Origin of the sequence: Nonomuraea sp. NPDC049158, from assembly GCF_040648335.1 — a bacterium.
GTDB lineage: Bacteria > Actinomycetota > Actinomycetes > Streptosporangiales > Streptosporangiaceae > Nonomuraea.
This window is the reverse complement of record NZ_JBEZDM010000057.1, coordinates 1-16,996: the sequence shown is the minus strand read 5'-3', so window position 1 is coordinate 16,996 and position 16,996 is coordinate 1. Positions and strand designations below refer to the sequence as shown.

Annotated in this window: 16 protein-coding genes; 10 read left to right on the top strand and 6 right to left on the bottom strand. The window is 71.5% G+C overall.

Annotated features, from left to right (window positions below):
• Positions 1-16 precede the first annotated feature (16 nt).
• The 5 genes from AB0B61_RS53910 to AB0B61_RS53890 all read left to right on the top strand — a co-directional run bounded on the left by AB0B61_RS53910 (position 17) and on the right by AB0B61_RS53890 (position 4,934).
• Positions 17-655 (top strand): HAD family phosphatase, encoded by a 639-nt coding sequence (locus AB0B61_RS53910; protein ID WP_358449483.1) that lies wholly within the window; start codon positions 17-19, stop codon positions 653-655.
• Between the two features lie 48 nt (positions 656-703).
• Positions 704-2,371 (top strand): serine/threonine-protein kinase, encoded by a 1,668-nt coding sequence (locus AB0B61_RS53905; protein WP_358449481.1) that lies wholly within the window; start codon positions 704-706, stop codon positions 2,369-2,371.
• Between the two features lie 6 nt (positions 2,372-2,377).
• Positions 2,378-3,232, top strand: a complete 855-nt coding sequence (locus tag AB0B61_RS53900) for a virginiamycin B lyase (RefSeq protein ID WP_358449479.1) — start codon at positions 2,378-2,380, stop codon at positions 3,230-3,232.
• A 60-nt stretch (positions 3,233-3,292) separates the two neighbouring features.
• Positions 3,293-4,240 (top strand): quinone oxidoreductase, encoded by a 948-nt coding sequence (locus tag AB0B61_RS53895; RefSeq protein ID WP_358449477.1) that lies wholly within the window; start codon positions 3,293-3,295, stop codon positions 4,238-4,240.
• A 76-nt stretch (positions 4,241-4,316) separates the two neighbouring features.
• Complete coding sequence (locus tag AB0B61_RS53890; RefSeq protein WP_358449475.1) at positions 4,317-4,934, top strand: LysE family translocator; 618 nt, start codon at positions 4,317-4,319, stop codon at positions 4,932-4,934.
• Positions 4,935-4,945: 11 nt separating this feature from the next.
• Here AB0B61_RS53890 and AB0B61_RS53885 read toward each other — a convergent pair whose 3' ends face one another.
• Genes AB0B61_RS53885 through AB0B61_RS53875 form a run of 3 tightly spaced genes read right to left on the bottom strand, consistent with a single transcriptional unit; the run spans position 4,946 to position 7,651 of the window.
• The gene (locus tag AB0B61_RS53885; protein ID WP_358449473.1) at positions 4,946-5,968 is read right to left on the bottom strand and encodes a helix-turn-helix domain-containing protein; all 1,023 of its coding nucleotides are present in this window, start codon (positions 5,966-5,968) and stop codon (positions 4,946-4,948) included.
• Positions 5,968-6,762, bottom strand: a complete 795-nt coding sequence (locus AB0B61_RS53880) for an ABC transporter permease subunit (RefSeq protein WP_358449471.1) — start codon at positions 6,760-6,762, stop codon at positions 5,968-5,970. Before AB0B61_RS53880 ends, AB0B61_RS53885 begins: the two co-directional genes overlap by 1 nt.
• Complete coding sequence (locus AB0B61_RS53875; RefSeq protein ID WP_358449469.1) at positions 6,740-7,651, bottom strand: ABC transporter ATP-binding protein; 912 nt, start codon at positions 7,649-7,651, stop codon at positions 6,740-6,742. Before AB0B61_RS53875 ends, AB0B61_RS53880 begins: the two co-directional genes overlap by 23 nt.
• Before the next feature lie 94 nt (positions 7,652-7,745).
• Here AB0B61_RS53875 and AB0B61_RS53870 point away from each other — a divergent pair, with 94 nt between their 5' ends.
• Together AB0B61_RS53870 and AB0B61_RS53865 are read left to right on the top strand one after the other, a co-directional pair.
• Positions 7,746-8,558: a patatin-like phospholipase family protein gene (locus AB0B61_RS53870; RefSeq protein WP_358449467.1), complete on the top strand. Its 813-nt coding sequence runs from the start codon at positions 7,746-7,748 to the stop codon at positions 8,556-8,558.
• A 25-nt stretch (positions 8,559-8,583) separates the two neighbouring features.
• Positions 8,584-9,597 (top strand): 1-acyl-sn-glycerol-3-phosphate acyltransferase, encoded by a 1,014-nt coding sequence (locus AB0B61_RS53865; protein WP_358449465.1) that lies wholly within the window; start codon positions 8,584-8,586, stop codon positions 9,595-9,597.
• Here the strand turns inward: AB0B61_RS53865 and AB0B61_RS53860 are convergent.
• Both AB0B61_RS53860 and AB0B61_RS53855 read right to left on the bottom strand, forming a co-directional pair.
• Entirely contained in the window at positions 9,584-11,071 is a 1,488-nt protein-coding gene (locus tag AB0B61_RS53860) for a cobyric acid synthase (protein WP_358449463.1), read from the bottom strand. The two genes, AB0B61_RS53865 and AB0B61_RS53860, sit on opposite strands and share 14 nt — an antisense overlap.
• Before the next feature lie 23 nt (positions 11,072-11,094).
• Positions 11,095-12,330, bottom strand: a complete 1,236-nt coding sequence (locus AB0B61_RS53855; RefSeq protein WP_358449461.1) for a PP2C family protein-serine/threonine phosphatase — start codon at positions 12,328-12,330, stop codon at positions 11,095-11,097.
• 113 nt (positions 12,331-12,443) lie between these two features.
• Here AB0B61_RS53855 and AB0B61_RS53850 point away from each other — a divergent pair, with 113 nt between their 5' ends.
• Positions 12,444-14,615, top strand: a complete 2,172-nt coding sequence (locus AB0B61_RS53850; protein WP_358449459.1) for a helicase-associated domain-containing protein — start codon at positions 12,444-12,446, stop codon at positions 14,613-14,615.
• Positions 14,616-14,714: 99 nt separating this feature from the next.
• On the opposite strand, the gene AB0B61_RS53845 is transcribed toward AB0B61_RS53850, so the two are convergent.
• Positions 14,715-14,972: an antitoxin gene (locus tag AB0B61_RS53845; RefSeq protein ID WP_358449457.1), complete on the bottom strand. Its 258-nt coding sequence runs from the start codon at positions 14,970-14,972 to the stop codon at positions 14,715-14,717.
• A gap of 208 nt (positions 14,973-15,180) precedes the next feature.
• Between AB0B61_RS53845 and AB0B61_RS53840 the strand changes: the two genes are divergently transcribed.
• Positions 15,181-16,068 (top strand): hypothetical protein, encoded by an 888-nt coding sequence (locus tag AB0B61_RS53840; protein WP_358449455.1) that lies wholly within the window; start codon positions 15,181-15,183, stop codon positions 16,066-16,068.
• A gap of 86 nt (positions 16,069-16,154) precedes the next feature.
• Positions 16,155-16,946, top strand: coding sequence for a DUF1206 domain-containing protein (locus tag AB0B61_RS53835; protein ID WP_358449453.1), 792 nt, complete (start codon positions 16,155-16,157; stop codon positions 16,944-16,946).
• Positions 16,947-16,996: the final 50 nt, after the last annotated feature.

Genomic DNA, 16,996 nt, shown 5'->3' with positions numbered 1-16,996 from the left:
ACCGTCATCGGGAGCGGTGTCGGCGCAGGCGCCGCAGGCCGTCCTGTTCGACATGGACGGCACGCTGGTGGACACCGAAGGGCTGTGGTGGCAGGCCACGGCCGCGGTGGCCCGGACTCTCGGCGTCGAACTGGGCCCCGCCGACACCCCGGACGTCCTCGGCCGCGCGGCCGAGGACGTGGCGGCCCACCTGCTGGCCACCGCCGAGCCCCACCCCGGCTTTTCCAGCAGGACCCGCCACCTCTCCGACATCGCCCGGCAGCTCATCGACGCCTTCGCCGCGCGCATCACCAAGCAGCCCGAAGGCGTGCCGCTGATCCCCGGCGCCCTCGACCTCCTCGGCGAACTCCACACCGAAGGCATCCCGACCGCCCTGGTCAGCGCCTCACCGCGAAGCATCGTCCACCTGGTGCTGCCCCACCTGGACCACGACTTCAACCTGATCGTGACGGCCGAGGACACCGCCCGCGGCAAGCCGCACCCGGACCCGTACCTGGCGGCCGCGAACCAGCTCGGCGTGGACCCTCGGCGCTGCGTCGCGATCGAAGACAGCCCCACCGGAATCGCCGCCGCCACGGCCGCCGGCTGCCGCGTCATGGCGATCGACGCCGGACGGGGACTACCCGGCTTGGACTCCCTGCGCGATGTCATGTGAGCGTCGAGTCATCCGCCAATCAGGCAGAAGTCGGTAAGCTAGCCCGCCGTGAGCGGTGAATCCCCCCAGATCGGGCGCTACAGGTTGCTGAGCGTGCTGGGCCGAGGCGGGATGGGTACTGTCCACCTGGCCGAGGATGCCGCTGGGCAGCGGGTCGCCATCAAGGTGATCAACCCGGAGCTCAGCCAGCACGAGCAGTTCCGGATGCGGTTCCGGCGGGAGGCCGATGCCGCGCAGCGGGTGCGCAGGTTCTGTACGGCCGCGGTGCTCGAGGCGGCGCTCGACGGTGATCAGCTCTACGTCGTCACCGAGTACGTGCCGGGGCCCAATCTTGAGGAGGCCGTCCGGCAGTCGGGGCCGCTCAAGGGGTCCAGTCTCGACGCGCTGGCGGTCAGTGTGGCCACCGCGCTCACCGCCATCCACGGGGCGGGGGTCGTGCACCGCGATCTCAAGCCGTCGAACGTGCTGCTGTCGCCCGTCGGGCCGCGGGTGATCGACTTCGGGATCGCGCGGGCGCTCGACACGCTGGGCGGGGTCACCGGGACGGGTGAGCTCATCGGCACACCCCGGTACATGGCGCCCGAGGTGCTGCGTGGTGAGCCGGTCTCGCCGGCGTGTGACGTGTTCTCGTGGGGCTCGCTGATCGTGTACGCGGCGAGCGGGAAGGCGGCGTTCGGCGGCGACACGCTGCCCGCGACCGTCTACCAGGTGCTCAACACCGAGCCGGTGCTCGACGCGGTCGAGCCGGGGCTGCGGGAGCTGGTCAGGGCGGCGCTGCGCAAGGATCCGGCCGCGCGGCCGACCGCGCAGCAGTTGCTCGACCATCTCGTGGGGCGTTCGGTCGCGCCAGAGCAAGCCACCGTCCAAGCCGTCCAGGGCGTACGGCCTGAGCAGGCCGCTCAGACCGCTCAGGTGGCCTGGCAGCACGGGACCGCGGCGTTCACCACCGAGCAGCCGGTCGGAAGGCGCCGGAGCAGCCGGGTCCTGGTCGGGGGGATCGCCGCGGCCGTGGCGGTGCTGGTCGCCGGGGGTGTCACCGCCTGGGCGACGCTCCGGGACAGTGGGCCGCCGCAGCTCGCCGTCCTGTACCGGGAGGACTTCACGCAGACCGGTGGCGGCTGGGACGGCACCTACGATCCGACCGACGAGTACAGCTACGGCTACCGCACCGACGGCATGTACGGGCTCGACGTGACGGACGACGACGAGGAGCACCTGGTGAAGGCCCCGGCGCCCTTCCTGATCGCCACGCCCACCCCGGCGCCCAGCCCGTCGGCCACGCCCACGCCGATGCTGCCCCACACGGTGGTGGTCGGCGTGACGGCCCAGGTGAAGCGGTCCGTGGGCACCGGCGAGTACGGCGTCTTCTGCCACAACAGCGCCGACGGCACGTACTACGAGTTCGCCCTGAACACCTCCGGCATGGCCCGCATCCGGCGCATCTCCGACGGCTCCGGCGGCACGCTGGCCCAGCCGGTCCAGGTGGACGAGCCGCAGAAGGACAGGAAAGCCAGGATCGAGGCCTCCTGCGAGCAGGACGGCGGCGCCGTGCGTTTGACCATGTGGGTGAACGGCGAGAAGGTCCTTCAGGTCGACGACTCCAACGGCATCGGCAACGGCTATGTGGGCCTGTTCGCGCGCACGTCCAAGGACGCGACGTCGGTGCTCAAGACCACCTTCGACGACTTCGAGCTACGTGGGAGAAAGGAACCCTGACCACACATGCTGATCGAGATCTCTGACGGCGCTCCGTACGACATCGCCACCGGCCCTGACGGCGCGCTCTGGTTCACGCTCGTGCACCAGGGCCGGGTCGGCAGGCTGGTGCCGGGCGCGGAACCCGTGATCCACCAGCTCGACCCGGCGGACGGCGCGCCGACGGTCATCGTGCCGGGAGCCGACGGGGCCATGTGGTTCACCGAGTTCCAGGGCGGCCGGGTGGGGCGGATCACCGGGTCGGGTCAGGTGACGTCGTTCGAGGCGGAGGGTGTCTACGGGATCACCGCCGGGCCGGACGGGGCCATGTGGTTCACGCGGATGCAGGCCGACAAGATCGGGCGGATCGCGGCGGACGGGACGCGGACCGAGTTCGAGATCCCGGTGATGGGCGGCATGCCCGCGGCCATCACCGCCGGGCCGGACGACGCCCTCTGGTTCGCCCTCAATCAGGGCAACGCCATCGGCCGCATCGCGCTGTCGGGCGCGGTGACGATCCACGAGCTGCCGACCGAGGGGGCCGCGCCGGTGGGCATCACCGCGGGTCCCGATGGGGCGCTGTGGTTCGTGGAGATCGGCGCGGGCCAGATCGGCCGCGTCGACCTTTCCGGAAAAATTACTGAATATCCGTTGCCGGATCGGGCCTGCCGGCCGCACGCCATCATCGCCGGGGCGGACGGCGCCCTCTGGTTCACCGAGTGGGCCGCCGACCGCGTGGGCCGCATCACGACCGAGGGCGACCTCAAGGAGTACGAGCTGCCCTCGCGCGGCGTCCAGGCCGAGCCGCACGGGCTCACGGTGGGCCCCGACGGCGCGATCTGGGTCGCGCTGGAGGCGGGCGCACTGGCCAAGATCGAGTGAAACACCCACGGTTCTGTCGGAAGGTGGATCGGGGGTGCGGACAAGAGGTTGACTAGGGGCATGCGTGCCATAGTCATCACCGCCCAGGGCGGCCCAGAGGTCCTCGAGTACGTAGAGCGTCCCGACCCGGAGCCAGGTGACGGGGAAATCGTGGTCGACGTCGCGGCCAGCGGCGTCAACTTCATCGACATCTACCACCGCTCCGGGGCGTACCCGCTCAATCTGCCCAGCCCGATCGGGTCGGAGGGGGCGGGTGTCGTCTCCGCCGTAGGCCCCCATGTGTCGGACGTGTCCGTCGGCGACACCGTGGCCTGGGCCAGCGTGCTCGGCAGTTACACCGAGAAGGCCGTGGTCCCGGCCGACCGGGTGGTGCCCGTGCCCGCCGGCGTCCCGGCCGAGGTGGCCGCCGCGACGATGCTGCAGGGCATGACGGCCCACTACCTCACGCACTCCACGTACGAGGTGAAGCCGGGCGACAGCGTTCTCGTGCACGCGGGCGCCGGCGGCATGGGCCAGCTGCTCATCCAGCTCGCCAAGCTCAGGGGCGCGACCGTGCACACCACCGTCTCCAGCGAGGAGAAGGAGAAGGTGGCCCGCGCGGCCGGTGCCGACGAGGTGCTGCGCTACGACGACTTCGCCGACATCCTGCGTAATCAGGTGGACGTGGTCTACGACGGCGTCGGGGCGACCACGTTCGACGGCGGGCTGACGGCGCTGCGTCCGCGCGGGCTCATGGCGCTGTACGGGGCGGCCAGCGGGCCCGTGCCGCCGGTCGACCCGCAGCGGCTCAACAAGGAGGGCTCGCTCTTCCTGACCAGGCCGACGCTGGTCAACTACATCGCCGAGCGGGAGGAGCTGCTGTGGCGCGCCTCTGACCTGTTCGGGTGGATCGCCGAGGGGCAGCTGAAGATCAACATCTCGCAGCGTTATCCGCTGTCGGAGGCGGGTCGCGCGCACGAGGACCTCGCCGCCCGCCGTACGACGGGCAAGCTGCTCCTGATCCCCTGAGCCCCAAGGCGCCGGGGAGGTGGCGCGCGCATGGCCGCCTCCCGCTGTCCGAGGGGGGTGAACTACGCTCCCGAGCATGGACATAGCCCCCTCCATCTGGTCATTCGCCGCGGTGGTCGCTCTCCTGACCATCACCCCGGGCCTCGACACGGCACTCATCCTGCGTACGTCCCTGCTGTCCGGCAGGCGCCCCGCCTGGGGCGTCGTGCTGGGCATCCAGGTGGGCACCCTCACCTGGGGCCTGCTGACCGCGGTGGGCCTGTCGACGCTGCTGGCCGCCTCCCAGCCGGCCTACGACGTCCTGCGCTGGGCGGGCGCCGCGTACCTGGTCTGGATGGGCTTGCGCATGCTCGTGAGCAAGACGAAGACCCAGGAGGAAGCACCGGAGACCGGCTTCGGCACCGGCTTCCGGCGCGGCCTGTTCACGAACCTGCTGAACCCCAAGGTGGGCGCTTTTTACGTGGCGATGCTGCCGCAGTTCATCCCGGCGGACGCCCCGCACGCGGCCATGGGGCTGCTCCTGGCCGGGGTTCACGTGGGCGAGGGTCTTCTGTGGAGTGCCGTGCTGGTCGGCTTCGCCGCCCTGATGAGCGGCGCCCTGCGCACCCCGGCCGTCAGACGCCTGCTGGACCGCGTGACGGGTGTCGTGATCGTCGCCTTCGGCATCCGCCTGGCCCTGGACAACCAGGCATAGAGGGGTACATCTCACGGCCAGGGCCAGTCGAGCAGGCGCGCGCCGAGGACCGCGGTCTCCAGGGTGAAGCGTTGCGTCGGATCGTCGGGCGAGAACCCGGTGAGCCGCCGGATGCGCTCCAGCCGATAGGTGATGGCGCGCGGGCTGATGTCCATGCGTCGCGCGGCGGCCGTCTGGTTGCCGTGCGAGGCGAAGATCGCCTCCAGCGTCTCCAGCAGCGGCTCGTGCCCGCCACGCGCCCCCAGCAGCGGGCTCAGGACGCTCGTCACCAGGTCCTCCATCGCCGTCCGGTCGCGTAACAGCACCGGAAAGACCAGCAGGTCGGCCGCCTTGACCACGTCCGGCTGGAGATCCAGCCGATCGGCCAGGTCGAGCGCGCCCGCCGCCTCCCTGAACGAGGTCACCACGCCGCCGGGCCCGCGCTGCGGGCGCCCCACCCCGATCCGCCAGCCGGCCGGGAACCGGGCCCTCACATGGTGCGCGAACTCCCCCAGCGCCGCCGGAAGCGTGTCCGGGGCCACGCACACCAGCAGCCCCTCGCGTACGGCGATCAGGATGTTGTGCGAGCCGAACCTGGCGATCAGGTCGCGTTCGATGCGATCCTGATCGCCCTCCTTGAGCCCGCGCGCCACCGCCACCACGTAGGCGCCGGCCAGCCGCAGCCCGAAGTGTTCGGCCCGCTCGGCCAGCCGTTCGGACCGGCCCTGCAGCAAGTCGTCGACGAACTCCCTGCGCGCCGACGTCTCACCGCGGATCGCGGCCAGCTGCGCCTGCTCGTACCCCTCCATGAGCGCCGCCACCAACCTCCGCAAAGCGGACAGCACAGCAGCGCTCCCCTCAGGGCCCGCCGATTCCAGGGCGAGCGCCGCGTCGATGAGCGACCGGAGGGGAATGCCCAGCTCGGCGGCCTCGATGCCCACGGCCCGATAGTGGTCGAGGACCGGCCGGTCCGGCAGGCGCCCGGTGACGGCGGCCTCGGCCAGTACGTCGAGATGCCCGCCGAGCAGGTCAGCGGGCACCTTCACGGCCACCATCACACTCCTACGTCACGCCTGTCGAAGGTGGCGACCGCGATGAGCACGAGCACGGCCGTCGCCCCAGCCAGCACAAGGTAATCCCCGACCGGCAGCCCCTGATAGAGCGGCCTGCCCTCGGCGTAGTAGTGGAACGGCGAGACCCACTTCAGCCACGCGATCGCCTCAATGTTCCTTCCGATCGTGATGACCATGTAGCCGACCATCACCCAGACACCCATGACGGCCATGGCCACGCTCTTGCGCCCAGTGGCCGCGCCGACGGCCAGCGTCAGCGTTCCGAAGAACAGAGCGAGCAGGTACACGCCCAGCTGGGCGGCCAGGATCTTGCTGAAGGGGATGTCCATGCCGGTCGCCCCGGCGAGCAGCCAGGTGACGACCAAGGTCACGACCGCCACGGCGAGCAGGCCGAGCGCGAGCGCGGTGAAGCGCTGGAGCAACAGCCGCCTCCGGGTGACCGGCAGTGTGACGACCAGTTCGAGCGTCCCGGTCTCCTCGGGCCCCGCGATCGCCCTGTTGGCCAGGGTCATCGCGCAGATGGTCAGCAGGATCGGCACGAACAACTGGTAGACGACGGTCTGGAGGTACCCGGCCCCGCTGGTGAAGTCCTGCAGAGCGCTGCCCATGAGATCCTTCAGCGGGCCGGGGAACTTGGCGATACCTACCCTTCCGAACGTCACGGGATCCTGCTTGATGTTCTGGTAGGCAGCCAGGTAGACGGACAGGAACACGCCGAGACCGAGCGTCCACCAGAGGAGCGCCCGGCGATATTCACGCAGGCTTCGAGCCACCATGGCGCTTCTCCTCATCGCTGTAGTAGGTCAGGAAGATCTCCTCCAGGTCCGGCTCCGCGCTGACCATGTGCACCACGGTGAACCGCGCCGCCGCCTTCACCAGCGCGTCCGGCCGGCCGTCGATCGTGCAGCGCACGCCGGCGCCCTCCACTCGCAGGTCGCGCACTCCAGGCAGCCCCTCGAACGCCTGCCTGGGCACCGGCGCGTCGAAGTGCAGCTCCAGCCGGCGCACCGCCTTCTCACGCAGCGCGGCCACGTTCTCCACGGCCACCAGCCGCCCGGCGCGGACGATGCCGACCCGGTCGGAGACGTGCTCCACCTCCGCCAGCACGTGCGACGACATGAGCACGGTCCGGCCGGACGCCCGCACCTCGCGCGCCATGGCCAGGAACTCCTGCTGCACCAGCGGGTCGAGGCCGCCGGTCGGCTCGTCCAGGATGAGGAGCTCCGGTTCGTGCATGAACGCCTGGATCAGCCCGACCTTCTGCTTGTTGCCCTTGGACAGCTTGCGCATCTGCACGGACAGGTCGGCGTCGAGCCGCTCGGCCAGCGCGTCGATGCGGCTGCCCGGCACGCCCCCGCGTATCCTGCCGAGGAATTCCAGGTAGTCCTTGGCTCGCTCCCTGCCTTCCAGCACCAGTTCGCCGGGCAGGTAGCCGATCCGGCTCCGGGTCCCGGCGTCACGGGAGTCCGCGCCGAGCACCCGCGCGAAGCCCCGCGTCGGCCGGATGAGGTCCAGGAGGAGCCGGATCGTGGTGGTCTTTCCAGCGCCGTTCGGCCCGAGGTAGCCGAAGATCTCGCCCGGCTGGATGTCGAGCGTGAGGTCCGCCAACCCCAGGCGCCCGCCGTAGTACTTGGTCAGCCCCTCGGCTTGCACCACTGCTGTCATGCCGGAATCGTCGCCCTTCACCAACTGAAGTGTCAGCGGGGCGATCCGGCAACCCTGCGGCCGATTCACTTCCGGGTCCCGGTAACGTGCTGCTGTGCAGACGGCGTTCGTGCTCGGTGGCGGCGGTGTGCTCGGCGCGCACGAGGTGGGCATGCTCCAGGCGCTCGACGAGGAGGGCATCGTGCCCGACCTCGTGGTCGGCACGTCCGTCGGCGCCCTGAACGGCGTGCTGCTGGCCGCCGATCCCGGCAGCGCGGTACAGCGGCTGTCGTCACTGTGGTGTTCCGACGTGGTCCGTACGGCGTTCGCCGGTTCGTGGGTCACCCGGCTGTCCACCCTGGCGAAGACCGGCACCCATCTGCACCCGATCGGGCCGCTTCGAGCGTTGTTGAGCGAGATGCTGCCGGTTTCGCGGATCGAGGACCTGGCCGTGCCGTTCCAGTGCGTGGCGGCCTCGGTGGAGCGGGCCACGGCGCACTGGTTCGATCGCGGGCCGGTGGTCGACGCCGTGCTGGCCTCGTGCGCGGTGCCCGGGCTGCTGCCGTTCGTGTCCATCGACGGTGAGCACTTCTTCGACGGCGGCCTGGTGCACAGCATCCCCGTCGGCCGGGCCGTGCAACTGGGGGCCAAGCGCGTCTACGTCCTGCACGTCGGGCGGATCGAGCGCCCGCTCACCGTGCCGCGGCGGCCCTGGGAGGTGGGCATGGTGGCGTTCGAGATCGCGCGCAGGCACCGGTTCGCCGAGGAGATGGCCACGCTGCCGCCCGACGTCGAGGTGCACGTGCTGCCCGCCGGAGTGACGCGGCCGCTGTCGAACCTGCGTTACCGCGACCTGTCACAGATCTCTCACTACATCGAACGCGCCTATCACGCATCTTCCCGATACCTGCGGACAGGAGGACGATGAAGACCTGACATCCTGGAGGCCGACGTTGCTGCCCCCACGCATCCTGCGACGGCTCATCCTCGCCCCCCTGGTCATCGTGGTGACCGTGGTCGTGCTCATCACGTTGCCGGTGTGGGTCGGGGTGACGTTCGCCGCCTCACTGCGGCTCCCGCCGCCGCAGCGCCGTGGGCTGCGCTTCGTCTGGTTCGGGGTGGCCTGGCTGACGCTGGAGTCGGCGGTGCTCATCGCCTGCCTCGGGCTCTGGGTGGCGGGGGCGTTCGGCCGCGACCGGGATCAGGAGCGGCACTACGCGCTGATCCAGTGGTTCCTGACCAAGGTGTACGGCGCCGCCGTACGGATCTTCCGGCTCACCGTCGACATCCACGAACCGCCGCGCACCGAAGAGGAGCAGGCCGCCCGCCTGACCCGCCCGGTGATCGTCCTGGCCCGGCACGCGGGTCCCGGTGACTCCTTCCTGCTGATCTACCATCTCCTCTCCTTGTACGGCCGGCGGCCCCGGATCGTGATGAAGGCGGCGCTGCAGTTCGACCCGTCGCTGGACGTGGTGATCAACCGGCTGCCGAACGCCTTCGTGCCCCGCCGCACCGCCGAGAGCGGCGTCATCGACGAGATCAAGCGACTGTCGGCGACCATGGACGAGGACGACGCCCTGGTGATCTTCCCGGAGGGCGGCAACTTCACCCCGCGCCGCCGCCGGCTGGCGATCCGGCGGCTGGAGGAGAAAGGGCTGAAAGAGGAGGCGTCGCGGGCCCGCGGCCTGGACCACCTGCTGCCGCCCCGCCCCGGCGGCGCCATCGCGGCCATCGAGTCCTGCCCGGCGGCCGACGTCATCTTCGTCGCGCACACCGGGCTGGACGACCTCATCACGGTGGGCGACGTGTGGCGCAAGCTGCCCGTCAGCGCGCACATCACCGCCAAGTGGTGGCGGGTGCCCGCCTCGCGGATCCCCGTGGCGCGCGAGGCGCGCATCCGCTGGCTGTACGACCAGTGGGAGCTCATCGACGACTGGATCAGCGCCCAGCGGCTCACCCTGCGCTAGCCCCCGGCGGCAGCGGCGGGACGGCGGGCGGGCCGTGCTCGATGAGGTCGAGCAGGGCGTCGGTGTCGAGGTGCTGCTCGACCAGGTCCCCGAGCGCGTCCAGGCGGCTCTCGCGCAGCAGGGCGAAGTCGGTGTCGGGCGCCGGGACGAAGGCGCGCCCGGCCCGCTCGGCCACCTCGGTGAGGAAGGCGCGGCGGAAGCCGTCGTTCTCCAGCGCGCCGTGCCAGGTGGTGCCCCACACGTCGGCCACGCGGCAGCCGTCGAGGAACGGCTCGCCGCCTTCGACGGTCGCCACGCCGTGGTGGATCTCGTACGCGCTCACCGGATGCCCGTACGCGTGACCGGCCGGGCGGCCGAGCGTCTTGCCCGCGGCGAACCGGACCCGGACCGGAAGCAGGCCCAGGCCGTCGACCCGGCCGGCGCCCGACTCGACGTCGTCGTGGATCTCGCGGGCGAGCATCTGGTAGCCGCCGCAGATGCCGAGGACGGGCCCGGTACGCCGCTGGACGGCGGCGGCCAGTCCCGTGTCGCGCAGCCAGGCCAGATCGTCCACCGTCGCGCGCGAGCCGGGCAGGACCACCAGGTCGGCGTCGTCGAGCTCCGCCGGGTCGGTCACGAAGCGGACGAGCACCCCCGGCTCGGCGGCCAGGGCGTCGAGGTCGGTGAAGTTGGAGATCCTCGGCAGCTTGACCACCGCCACGCGGAGCGTCTGGTCGCCGTGGGGCCGCTGCGGGGCGATCGAGCGGCTGCCGAGGGCCAGGGAGTCCTCGACGTCCATCCAGAGCCCGTCGAGCCAGGGCAGCACACCGTAGACGCGGCGGCCGGTGAGGTCTCTGAGCTGGTCCAGGCCGGGTTCGAGCAGCTCGGCCGCGCCTCGGAACTTGTTCACGACAAATCCGGAAATGAGGGCTTGGTCGGCGGCGTCTAACAGGCCGACCGTGCCGTAGAACGCGGCGAAGACGCCGCCGCGGTCGATGTCGCCCACCACGATCACGGGCAGGTTCGCCGCCCTGGCCAGGCCCATGTTGGCGATGTCGCCCCGGCGCAGGTTGATCTCCGCGGGGCTGCCGGCGCCCTCGCAGATGACCACGTCGTAGGAGCTTCGCAGCCGGTCGAGCGAGGCCAGCGCGCTCTCGCGGAGCAGGTCCTTGAGCCGGCCGTACTCCATCGCGTCGACGTCGGCCACCGGCTGCCCCATGAGGACCACCTGGCTGCGGCGGTCGCTGCCCGGCTTGAGGAGGATCGGGTTCATGTCGGCGACGGGTTCGAGGCCCGCGGCCCGCGCCTGCACCGCCTGGGCCCGGCCGATCTCGGCGCCGTCGGCGGTGACGTACGAGTTCAGCGACATGTTCTGCGCCTTGAACGGCGCCACGCGGACCCCCTTGCGGGCCAGCCAGCGGCAGATCCCGGCGGTGACGACGCTCTTGCCCGCGTCCGACGTGGTGCCCGCGACCAGCAGCGCTCCGCTCTTCATGGCTGACATCGTAGGGCGAGTACTCACATCGTGAGCCGGTGCTCCTTCTCGCCGCGCCACTCCACGCTCAGCACCGTGGCGTCGTCCTGGAGGCGGCCGTGCTGGTGCGCGAGGATCGACTGGATCAGCCGGCGCAGCGTCTCCGGCGCCGACACCCCGTCGGCCTCGCGGCGCACGACGAAGTCGGTGAACCGTTCGAGCCCGAACATCTCCCCCTCCGGGCTCTGCGCCTCGACGATGCCGTCGGTGTAGAAGAGCAGGCGATCGCCGGGTTCGAGCTGGTAGTGCTCCAGACCGGCGGACAGGCCCAGCCGGAAGCCCATCGGCGGCGACGGCACCGTCTCCAGGATGGCGACCCGGCGGCCCCGGCGGATCACCAGTGGCGGGTAGTGCCCGCGGTTGACCCAGGTCAGCTCGCCGGTCTTGAGGTTCAGGTCGGCGAGGATGCCCGTGGCGAAGCGGGTCATGCCGAACTGGTCGGCGATCGCCTCGTCGATGAACTCGCTCGCGGCCAGCAGGCCGGTCCCCCGTCGCCGGTTGTTACGGCAGGCGCCGACGGCGATCGTCGCGGTCAGCCCCGCGGAGGTGTCGTGCCCCATGGCATCGAACATCGACAGGTGCAGCGTGTCTCCGGCGATGGCGAAGTCGAACGCGTCGCCGCCCACGTCGTAGGCGGGCTCCAGGGCGGCGCTGACCACCACCTTGTCGTTGGCGAAGCTGCTGTTGGGCATCAGGTTCCACAGCACCTCGGCCGACAGGGTCATCGACTCCGCGCGTACCAGGGAGGCGTAGGTGTCGCTGATGGAGCGCTTGCTGATCACCATCAGGGAGACCAGGCCCGCCAGCTGCTTCACCAGCAGGTCGGCGGCCTCATCGCCGGCGGGAACGGTCACCGCCAGCATGCCGATCCGTTCGGTGCCGTCGAGCAGCGGCACCCACAGCCGCCGCCGGTCCCCGTCGGCCGGCGGCTCCGGCTCCCCTTCGACGGCGTGCTTGGCCTGCACGATCTCCACATTGCGGTAGGCCCGCCCGGCGAGCGTGGAGTCGATCCGGATCGGCTGCAGCGACTCCCCCGCCGCGTCGTGCTGGCCGGGTAGCGGGACGAGGTACTGCTGCTGCAGATCGACCACGTAGATCGTGGCGTGGGAGAACCCGGCCGGTTCGGCGTGCAGGGCGAGCAGGGCCGGCAGGTCCTCGATCGCGGCCAGGTGGCTCGCGTCCAGCAGGCGGCCCAGCATGGCCTCTCCCTCACCTCGCATGGGCGCGCCTCCTAGGTCTCCCTGAGGCTTCATACCCCGATGAGAGCCCCTAGACCTGCTGGTTCGCCGCGACCGGGAAGTGATGACGGCCGCCGCGTACTACGCTGCCAGGCATGCCCCGCGACGCCCTCATGGACTGGCTCACCACGCGCTCTCCCGAGCAGTTGGCGCTCGTGGCCGATCGCGGCGCGCTGCGCACCCGCGGTCGCGAGCCGTCGCTGGAGGACTACGCCCACCTGCTCAAGCAGGACCACGTGGTCGCCCGGCTGGCGGGCTTCTGCACGCTCCCGGAGCTCCAGGTCCTGCGCGCGATCGCCTGGCTGGCCACCCAGCGCTACGGCCCCTTCCCCGACGACTACTGGCGCACCCCCGACCCACGCCCGGTTCCTCGCGCCGAGGTGCTGACCCTCCTGGCGGGACAGGACGAGGACCTCCGGGCAGCGGCGGACGCCGCCCTGGAACGGCTGGCCGACCAGGCCCTGCTTCAGCCGCCCCATGGCGAGCAGTGCATGGTGGCGCCCTACGTCCACCGGAACCTGGCGGACGGCATGGGGCTGGGCCGCTCCGTCGCCTACCTCGTCGCCCGCTATTTCAACGCGCCCGAGGTCCATCGGCTGGCCACCGCGCTGGGGCTGGACAAGGTGCCGAGCCGGGAAGCCGCCGAACGCGACGTCGTGGCCCACCTGACGGATCCGGCGCTCCTGCGCGCCCTGCTGGACAAGGCGCCCGCCTCGGCCACGGAGCTGCTGGAGCGACTCACGTACGAGGGGCCCATGGTCGAGGCCCACTGTTTCAACCTGGCGGGGTCGTACGGCAGCAACAAGTACGCCTTCTTCGCCGGCGGGTCGGGGCACGCCGGCGCGGACTGGCTGGCGGCGCGCGGGCTGCTGCTCCCGGCAGGCGTGCCCCACATAGCCGAACTGCCGGCCGAGGTCGCGATCGCGGTCCGGGGCGAGCTGCGGGCGACGTTCACCCCCTTCCCTCCTGAGCCGCACGACCTGGAACGAGCCGAGGGCGTCGAGCCCGCGGCCGCGGCGGCGATGGGCACGCTCACCTGGCAACTCGAACGGTTGCTCGCCGGCTGCGCCGAACAGCCACTCACCCTCCGCAAATCCGGCGGAGTCGCGGTGCGCGACACCAAACGCCTGGCCAAGGACATCGCCGACCCGGAGACCGTCCGTTTCCTGCTGGAACTCTGCTTCCGCGCCGGCCTGCTGGGCCTCCTGGCCGAGCCCGCCGAGCCGCCCGCGAACCGCCGCGCCAAGGTGCCGCCGCCCACCCAGGTCGTCCTGCCCACCACGGCCTATGACCGCTGGCTGTCGCGCGCTCCCGCCCAGCGGCTGGTGCCGATCATCGCCGCCTGGGCCGTGTGCCGTGACATCCCGCTCTGGTGGCCCGACCCCGACCAGACACCCGTCGCCCTGGCCGGCCTGGACGATCCGGACGCCGTCAGCCTGCGTTACGCGCTGCTGGAGGCCCTGGGCGCCGCCCCTTCGCTGCGCGCGGCCGACGCACCGCCGTACCTGGTACCCGCGGCTACCTGGCACCGCCCCGCACGGATTCCGCAGGGCCCGGCCGGTGCCCAGCGCATCGAGTCCACCCTCCGCGAGGCCGCGCTCCTCGGCGTCATCGGCCAGGGCGCCTTGACCCGGCTCGGCCACACCGTCCTCGACCTGCTCCGAACCGGCGAGGCATGGAAGAGCGCGGACGCCGCGCTCGCCCCGGTCCTGACCGAAATACTGCCCGCGCCCCGGACCACGGCCCGCTTCCAGAGCGACCTGACCGCCGTGGTGAGCGGCGCCCCTGAGGCGAAACTGGCCGCCCTGCTCAACGCGGTCGGCGTGCGCGAATCGGAAGGCCACGCGGTGGTGTGGCGCATCAGCCACGCCTCGGTACGCCATGCCCTCGACTCCGGCCACCAGCCGGACACCCTGCTCGACCAGCTCCGAGCCGTGGCGGAGGGCGAGTTGCCGCAGCCGCTGGAATATCTGATCAAGGACGTCGGACGGACGCATGGGCGGATGCGGGTGGTGCGATCCGGCTGCTGCATCCGCTCCGACGACGAGGCGCTGCTGGCCGAGCTCGTGCACGCCAAGCCGCTGCGCGCGCTCGGCCTGCGGTTGATCGCCCCGACCGTACTGATCAGCGCCAGCCCGGAGCGGGAGACGGTGACCGCCCTGCGAGCGGCGGGCTACGCCCCGGCCGTGGAGGCGGAGACGGGCGCCACGCTGGTGGAACAGCCCCCCACCCGGCGGGCCCCTGATCCACATAGGCGTCGCCGTTAGGAGCCGAGCGCCGGGACCAGCCAGCGCCCGCCATTCAGCGGACGCCGCGCCGGCCGCTCGCGCTCCGGCGAGTCGTCGTCAGTCCGGGTGCTGACCGGGCTACTCCGGTGGCTGCTGCGGCTGACCGGGCTGTGTCGGCGGCCGGCCTGGCTGCGTCGGCGGCTGCTCGCCCTGCGGTTCGCCTCCTCCGTAGCGGCGCCGGACCGTGTCCGCGCCCTTTTCGACCTGGTCGTCGTACTTGTGGCCGGTCCGCTCCTTGGCGAACCGCTCGGCGCGATCCAGCACCTGGTCAGCCTGCTTGGAGTGCCCTCTGGCCAGGTCCTCGGCCTTCTTCAGCCATTCTCCGATGCGGCTCATGAGTGTTCCCCCTTCGTGCCTTACAGTCGCCCCCTACCCAGAGGCGGTGCGAGGTCACACCGGTGTCCGCGACAGGAGACCGCGCAGGACACAGGGCATGATGCCCCCGTGCCGGTAGTAGTCGGCCCCGATCTGCTCGGCCGGGCGACCAGGACGAGGTCGACGCCTGAGTCCCGGCCGGGCCGTTCGGCCTCCTAACATACGGCGCATGACCACGCACGGATTCACGCTCACCGCCGAGGGCCCGTTCGACTTCGGTGCCTCGCTGCGCTTCGTCGAGGACTGGCCGGCCACCAGCGCGCTGCCCTCCGACGGGCGGGCGCTGCGCTTCGCCTACTGCGCGGAGTCCGACTGGCTGCCCATCGGCGTGACCGTGACAGGCGCGCCGGGCGGGGTCGCCGTCGCCACGACGCGGCCCGCGGGGCCGGGCATCCGTGGCGAGGTGGCGCGGATCCTGTCCCTCGACGTGGACGGCGCCGGTTTCGCCCGGCTCGGCGAGGCCGACCCGGTGCTCGGCGACCTGCAGGGGGCCCGGCCCGGCCTGCGGCCGGTGTGCTTCTGGAGCCCGTGGGAGGCGGCGTGCTGGGCGGTGATCGTCCAGCGCTCGTCGATGCTCATCGCCGCCCGCCTCAAGCAGCGCATCGCGGAGCGGTACGGCGCGAAGGTCACCTTGGACGGGCAGGTGTACCCGGCATTTCCCCCGCCCGTGACGCTGCTGGAGGCCGGCGGCCTGGGCCTGCCGGCGCAGAAGGAGGAGTGGGTGCGCGGGCTGGCCCGTGCTGCGCTCGACGGCCTGCTCACCACCGAGCACCTGCGCGCGCTCGCCCCGGAGGAGGCCCTGTCCGAGCTGCGGGCCCTGCCCGGCGTCGGGCCGTTCTCCGCGGGCCTCATCCTCATTCGCGGCGCGGGCGCCCCGGACGCGTTCCCGGGCGACGAGCCGCGCCTGTTCGCGATCCTGCGTGAGGCGTACGGCCTGCCGGAGGACGCGCCGCCGGCCGCGTACCGGAAGCTGGCCGAGGCGTGGCGGCCCTACCGCTCCTGGGCCTCCTTCCTGTTCCGGGCCTCCACCTACGGCGTCATGGACGATCGGGACTGAGCGCCGCCCCTGGTCTCCTCGGGTAAAGGTCTAGAGCGCGGAATCCGGGGCAGTTCGTGGGTCTTTGACGACTCTCGGGAGAATCCATGAGCGAAGCTGAGGCGATGGCACGCCGGGCGGCAGACAGCCCGGCTATGGACAAGCTCGCGCGGGTTGGGCTGGTTTGTCGTGGTGTGCTCTATGGGCTGATCGGGGTGCTGGCGATCCAGATCGCGTTCGGCGGCGGCGGGAAGCAGGCCGACAAGAACGGGGCGATCAGTACGGTGGCCGCGCTGCCGTTCGGGGCCGTGCTCTTATGGATCATGGTCGTCGGGTTCGCCGCGCTGGCCCTGTGGCAGGCGTCTGAGGCGATCTTCGGCGCCCACAAGCTCAAGGACCGGGTCGAGCCGGCCAGCCGGACCGTGGTCTACGTGGTCATCTGCGCCGCGCTGCTGACCATGCTGCTGACCGGCAAGACCGGATCCGATGACAAGCGGTCCCAGGATCTGACGGGCAAACTGCTGGCGCTGCCGGCCGGGCAGGTCCTCGTGGGCCTGATCGGGCTCGGCATCGTCGCGCTCGGCATCTACTGGGTGCGGTACGGCATCAAGAAGGAGTTCCGCAAACAGCTCAGGCCGATGCCGCCCCGGGCGGGCGCCGTGATGAACCGGCTGGGGCTCGCCGGGTACATCGCGCGCGGCCTGATCGCCGGCCTGGCCGGGGTCTTCGTGATCCAGGCGGCCATCACCTTCGACCCCGACAAGGCCGGGGGCATCGACGCGACGCTCAGGGCGTTCGCCGACACCCCGGCGGGGCCGTGGCTGCTGGCGGTGGTGGCGCTGGGGCTGCTGCTGTTCGCCCTGTACTGCTTGGGAGAGGCCCGCTGGCGGCGTACCTGAGCCGTCGCTCCCCACAAGCGAACCGGGCGCGTGCGGCACGCGCCCGGTTC

Excerpts from the sequence above, each read along its gene's own strand:
- AB0B61_RS53835 (WP_358449453.1), top strand. The coding sequence starts at position 16,155 with ATGAGCGAAGCTGAGGCGATGGCACGCCGGGCGGCAGACAGCCCGGCT.
- AB0B61_RS53845 (WP_358449457.1), bottom strand. The coding sequence starts at position 14,972 with ATGAGCCGCATCGGAGAATGGCTGAAGAAGGCCGAGGACCTGGCCAGA.
- AB0B61_RS53875 (WP_358449469.1), bottom strand. The coding sequence starts at position 7,651 with ATGACAGCAGTGGTGCAAGCCGAGGGGCTGACCAAGTACTACGGCGGG.
- AB0B61_RS53850 (WP_358449459.1), top strand. The coding sequence starts at position 12,444 with ATGCCCCGCGACGCCCTCATGGACTGGCTCACCACGCGCTCTCCCGAG.
- AB0B61_RS53855 (WP_358449461.1), bottom strand. The coding sequence starts at position 12,330 with ATGCGAGGTGAGGGAGAGGCCATGCTGGGCCGCCTGCTGGACGCGAGC.
- AB0B61_RS53860 (WP_358449463.1), bottom strand. The coding sequence starts at position 11,071 with ATGAAGAGCGGAGCGCTGCTGGTCGCGGGCACCACGTCGGACGCGGGC.
- AB0B61_RS53840 (WP_358449455.1), top strand. The coding sequence starts at position 15,181 with ATGACCACGCACGGATTCACGCTCACCGCCGAGGGCCCGTTCGACTTC.
- AB0B61_RS53885 (WP_358449473.1), bottom strand. The coding sequence starts at position 5,968 with ATGGTGGCCGTGAAGGTGCCCGCTGACCTGCTCGGCGGGCATCTCGAC.
- AB0B61_RS53890 (WP_358449475.1), top strand. The coding sequence starts at position 4,317 with ATGGACATAGCCCCCTCCATCTGGTCATTCGCCGCGGTGGTCGCTCTC.
- AB0B61_RS53895 (WP_358449477.1), top strand. The coding sequence starts at position 3,293 with ATGCGTGCCATAGTCATCACCGCCCAGGGCGGCCCAGAGGTCCTCGAG.
- AB0B61_RS53880 (WP_358449471.1), bottom strand. The coding sequence starts at position 6,762 with ATGGTGGCTCGAAGCCTGCGTGAATATCGCCGGGCGCTCCTCTGGTGG.
- AB0B61_RS53900 (WP_358449479.1), top strand. The coding sequence starts at position 2,378 with ATGCTGATCGAGATCTCTGACGGCGCTCCGTACGACATCGCCACCGGC.